This is a genomic window from Streptomyces nanshensis, from assembly GCF_001751255.1.
Taxonomy (GTDB): Bacteria; Actinomycetota; Actinomycetes; order Streptomycetales; family Streptomycetaceae; genus Streptomyces; species Streptomyces nanshensis_A.
The window spans coordinates 199-5,131 of record NZ_LJGW01000145.1 but is presented as its reverse complement, the minus strand read 5'-3'; the positions used below and the strand labels follow the sequence as shown (position 1 = coordinate 5,131).

Annotated in this window: 4 protein-coding genes; 2 read left to right on the top strand and 2 right to left on the bottom strand. The window is 74.4% G+C overall.

Going from position 1 to position 4,933, the window contains the following annotated elements; genetic code table 11:
• A partial coding sequence (locus tag AN218_RS08640) for an MFS transporter (protein ID WP_070016179.1) occupies positions 1-1,195 on the bottom strand: 1,195 nt, incomplete at its 3' end.
• A gap of 73 nt (positions 1,196-1,268) precedes the next feature.
• On the opposite strand from AN218_RS08640, the gene AN218_RS08635 reads away from it, so the two are divergent.
• Positions 1,269-2,189 carry a LysR family transcriptional regulator gene (locus AN218_RS08635; protein ID WP_070016178.1) on the top strand — a complete coding sequence of 307 codons (921 nt, stop codon included), beginning with the start codon at positions 1,269-1,271 and terminating at the stop codon, positions 2,187-2,189.
• A 50-nt stretch (positions 2,190-2,239) separates the two neighbouring features.
• Here the strand turns inward: AN218_RS08635 and AN218_RS08630 are convergent, their stop codons facing one another.
• A complete protein-coding gene (locus tag AN218_RS08630) occupies positions 2,240-3,949 on the bottom strand; it encodes a sensor histidine kinase (RefSeq protein WP_070016200.1) in 1,710 nt (569 codons plus the stop codon).
• 431 nt (positions 3,950-4,380) lie between these two features.
• Here AN218_RS08630 and AN218_RS08625 point away from each other — a divergent pair.
• On the top strand, positions 4,381-4,933 hold a 553-nt coding region (locus AN218_RS08625; protein WP_141747518.1), incomplete at its 3' end, for a universal stress protein.

The window sequence follows — 4,933 nt, the reverse complement described above, 5'->3', positions numbered from 1 at the left end:
TCAGCCCGGTCACCGCCACGGTGAGCGGCATCCGCAGCGACAGCAGCCCGACGGCGACGGCCGGGACCCCGGAGCCCAGATAGAAGAGGAGATACAGCGCGGCCGCGATGCCGGAGCGCTGCCCGGCGGGCGTCCGCGCGTCCACGGCGCGGGCGGCGCCGCCGACGGCCAGCCCGTGTCCCGTACCGGCGAGCAGGGCCGAGCCGAGCGTGCCCGTGAGCGAGGTGGCGCCGGTGGCGGCGAGCAGCGACAGACTGCCCGACAGCGCGGCGACGCCGAGGAGTTGGGCGGCGAGCGCGGAGCAGCGCGCGGCGGCGAACTGCGTGAGCACCGACCACACGAGCACCGCTGCCAGGACGCCGCCGGTCAGAGCGGGGCCGCCGCCGTGCGGTGTACGGGCCAGGAGGGCCGGTACGAGGGCGAGTTGGAGGCCGACGACGGCCCACGCGAAGAAGCCGCTCAGCCCCGCGACGGCGAACGTCGCGCGGAGCGCGGCCGGTATCCGCGGGCGGACGGATATCCCCGTACGGATGGCTGTCCCCGTACGGGCGGGCCTGCGCGCCCGTACGGTGCGCCCGCGCAGTGGGGCCGGATCCGCGGACGCCGCGGCGGGCACGGTACGGCGCAGGCGGTGCCACACCCACGCCAGCAGCGCCAGATGCAGCAGATAGGGCGTGAGCAGCGGCCATGGGACGTACGCCACGAGCAGCCCCGAGGCGGCGGGCCCCACGGCGGTGCCGCCCGCGAAGGCCAGGCTCGCGAGGAGCGGAGCGCCGACGCGCGACGTGGGGCTGCGGTGCCGGGACATCAGGGCCTGGGCCGCGCCGGTCGCGGCGCCCAGGGCCAGCGCCTGGCAGACGCGTCCGGCGAAGAGCCAGGCGGGGCTGTCGGCGACGGCGAAGCAGCCGGATCCGGCGGCGGCCGGCAGCAGGCTCAGCCGTAGTACGGGCCGCGGGCCCACGGCGTCGGCCGCCGGTCCGCACAGCAGCAGCGCCGGACCGCTGACCAGGGCGAACGTTGCGAACAGCAGCGTCATGACGAGGTCGTCGTAGCCGAACAGCCGCTGATAGTCGGGGTAGAGCGGGCTGGGGAGGTAGGCGCCCGCGGTCAGGGCCGTCAGGAGTAGGGCGGCGGTACGTACCGCCCGGCGGTCGGCGTATGCGCCTGGACCCGGAGAAACACGCGAATCGGTCACGTCCGTCAGTGTGCGGCCCGGCGGACGCAAGCGGAATCAAACGAATTCGCGGCGGACCGTGCAAGCTTTTCGCATGATTGACTCCCGGCTCCGGATCCTTCAAATGGTCGACGAACACGGCACCGTGACCGCCGCCGCGCGGGCCCTGCACTACACGCCCTCCGCGGTCTCCTACCAACTGCGCCAGTTGGCGGCCGAGTTGGACGTACGGCTGATCGTGCAGCAGGGCAGAGGGATACGGCTGACCCACGCGGCCCGCGTCCTGCTGCGCCACACCGAGCGACTTCAGGAGCAATGGGAGTGCGCCCGCGCCGAGTTGGGGGCGCTCGGCGGCGAACTCACGGGGCAGATCACGCTGTGCGGCTTCTCCACCGCCGCCAGCCATCTGCTGCCGCCCGCCGCCGCCGGACTGCGGGACGCACACCCGCAGTTGACCGTGCGGATCATCGAGGCCGAGCCCGACCGCTGCTTCGACCTGCTGCTGTCGGAGGAGGCCGACCTCGCGCTGCTCGTCGTCACCGCGGACTCGCCGCCCATGACGGACGGGCGCTTCGACCAACGGCCGCTGCTGGACGACCCGTTGGACCTGGTCGTCCCGCAGGACCACCCCCTGACCGGGCGCCGGAGGGTCACGCTCGCCGACGCCGCGCGGGAGGAGTGGATCGTCGGCAGGCCGGGCACGACGTACCACCAACTGGTGCTCGCGGCCTGCATGAGCGCGGGCTTCACCCCGTACATCGCGCACTACGCCGACGAGTGGGACACCGGGACCGCGCTGGTGGCCCACGGCTTCGGCGTGATCCTCGTGCCGCGGCTGGCGCGGCTGCGCGAGGACTCGGCCGTCGCCCGCCTCCCGCTGCACGGCGAACCGGCCCCGGCCCGCCGCATCATGGCCGTCACCCGCCTCGGCGCACGCGAGATCCCCGTACTCGACCGTGCCGTGGAGACCATCACGGCGACCGCGGCCGAACTGCTGCCCCAGGGCGGGCGATAGGCCAGCCGTTCGCGCCACCGCGGCCCGACTCCCGCCCGCCGGCCGTACGTTCAGCCGTCGGTTCCGGCAGGGCCGTCCGTGCCGTCGCCGGGGGAGAGCGGTGCCCGCCACACCAGGCGGCTGCCGGGGCCGTCGGGCGACTCGACGGCGAACGTCCCCCCGACGCTCAGCGCCCGGTCCGCCAGATTCTCCAGACCGCTGCGCCGCCCTCCTTCGGGGATGCCGCGGCCGTTGTCCGTCACCGTGAGGACGACCTCCTCACCGCCCGCGCGAAGGTCGACCTCGACGCGGGTGGCGTGGGCGTGGCGGGCCGCGTTGCTCAGCAACTCCGCCAGCGCCGCGAGGAGATGGTCGGCCACCGCGGCCGGTACGTCCGTGTCGAGCAGGCCCTCCATGCTCAGCCGCGGCGGATGCCCCAGAACCGGTGCGGCCTCACCGACCGCACGGGCGACACGGGCCCGCAGGCCCGGATTCGTACGCTCCTCCTGCAACCGCAGCCCGAAGATGGTGCTGCGGATGATCTTGATGGTCTCGTCGAGGTCGTCGACCGCCCGGGAGATCCGCCCGGCGGCACCGGAGTGCTCCACCAGACGTCCGGCGCTCTGTAGCGTCATCCCCGTGGCGAACAGCCGCTGGATGGCGAGGTCGTGGAGATCGCGGGCGATGCGGTCGCGGTCCTCCAGCAGCGTCAACTGCTCGGCGTCGCTGCGGCGTTCGGCGAGTTCCTGGGCGAGGGCCGCCTGTGCGGCGAAGGCGAGCAGCGGGTCGATCTCGTCGTCGGTGAAGACCGGTTCGCCCGGCGCCCGCGCCAGCAGCAGGACGCCGAGGCTGCGGTCCGCGTCGCCCAGCGGCACCGCGACCGCCGGGCCCTGGCTGCCGTAGTCGGACGGCCCGGCGCCGTAGCGGGAGTCGTCCTCCAGCCGAGCCGACATCGCGGGTCTGCCCGTACGGTGTGCGACGCCCGCGAGCGTGCCGTCGGCCGGTACCACCAGCCCCCGGCGCTCCGACTCCCGTCCGCCCAGGGCGAGTTCGATGACCAGGCCGTCGGTGCCGGGCACCGGGACCGACACGTCCGCGACGGCGGCACCGGCGATCTCCTGTGCGCGCCGGGCGATCAGCTCCAGGACCTCCAGCCGCGGACCGCCCGAGAACAGGCTGTTGGTGACCTCCGCGTTCGCCTGGAGCCAGCGGCGCTGCCGCTGAACCCCCTCGTAGAGACGGGCGTTGTCGATCGCGACGCCCGCCGCCACCGCGAGCGTGGAGATGACGGTCTCGTCCTCGGCGTCGAAGTCCAACTCGCCGCGCTTGTCGGTGAGATAGAGGTTGCCGAAGACCTCGCTGCGCGCGCGGACCGGTACGCCGAGGAACGTACGCATCGGGGGATGGTGCGGCGGAAAGCCGTACGAGGCCGGGTGCCGGCTCAGATCGCTCAGGCGCAGCGGTTCGGGCTTGCGGATCAGCTCGCCGAGCAGACCGTGCCCGGCCGGCAACGGGCCGATCTTCTCGATCTCCTCGTCCGTGAGCCCGACGGTCAGGAACTGCGACAGCGTCCGGCCGTCCGGGCCGATCACCCCGAGCGCGGCGTAGCGGGCGTCGACCAGCAGCGCCGCCGCTTCGACGATGCGCCGCAGCACCTGGGAGAGGTCGAGCCCCCGGCCCACCGAGACGACGGCGTCCAGCAGGTTGTGCACGCGGCTCTGTGCGCCGCGGGCGGCCTCGATGCGCGTCTGGAGTTCGCCCAGCAGCTCGTCGAGCCGCATCTTCGGTATCCGTGAGAGCGGTTCCGGTTCCTGCACGTCCACCGGCCTCCTCGCCGTCAAGCCGCCGTGCCCTGCGTCCCCCGGCCGTACGCGCCAGGTTATCGCCTGGGCGGCGCCGGAACCGGGGCCGGAGAGCGGAGACCGAAGAAGCGGAGGGCGGCGGAGGGACGCGGGGACGACGCGGGGCGCCGGGGCGGGCAACGCGGGGAGAGGCCGCGGGACCAACCGCCCTGAACGGACGGCCGTTCGGCCCTGCCGCCGGGTACCGCCCGCGCCCGACGCTGAGGAACGACGTACTCCGTACTCCGCGCTCCGTACTTTGCGAACTGCCCTGCGGACGCTGCCGGAAGGCGTACGCCGCCGACGATCCGGCGGGGCGGATGCGGCCGCCGGGGCCGAAGGGGTAGCCGGGGCCGACGAGAGGGGTGGACATGCTGGAGCGCCATGTGGCCGTGGGGGTCGACGGTTCGACGGTCTCGACGCGGGCGCAGGACGCGGCCGCCGAGGAGGCGACCCGGCGGTCCGTACCGCTGGAGATCGTCTACGCCGTACCGGATCCGGCCACGGCAGGACCGGTCCTCACCGCCTGCGCCGCGCGGGCCCGCAGACGCTTCCCCGGTCTCCGCGTACACCTCACGCCCGTCACCGGGGATCCGGCGGAGGCGCTCGCCGAGCGGAGCCGGAACGCCGCCCTGATGGTGGTCGGCACCCGTGCGCTGAGCGGTCTGGCCGCGCTGACCTCGCGCTCGGTCTCCCGCCGGCTGCTCGACCGCGCCCGCTGCCCGGTGCTGGTCGTGAGCGCGGGGGCCTGCCGTGCGCCGGGCGCGGAGGGGTCCGGCGTCGTCCTTCTCGTCGTCGCGGACGACACCGACGTCGACACGGCGGCGGAGGCGTTCGCGGAAGCGGCACGCCGCGGCTTCGGCGTCCGCTTCCTGCACACCGGCCCCCGTCTGCCGCCGTCCCGGGCCGAACGGAACGCACCCG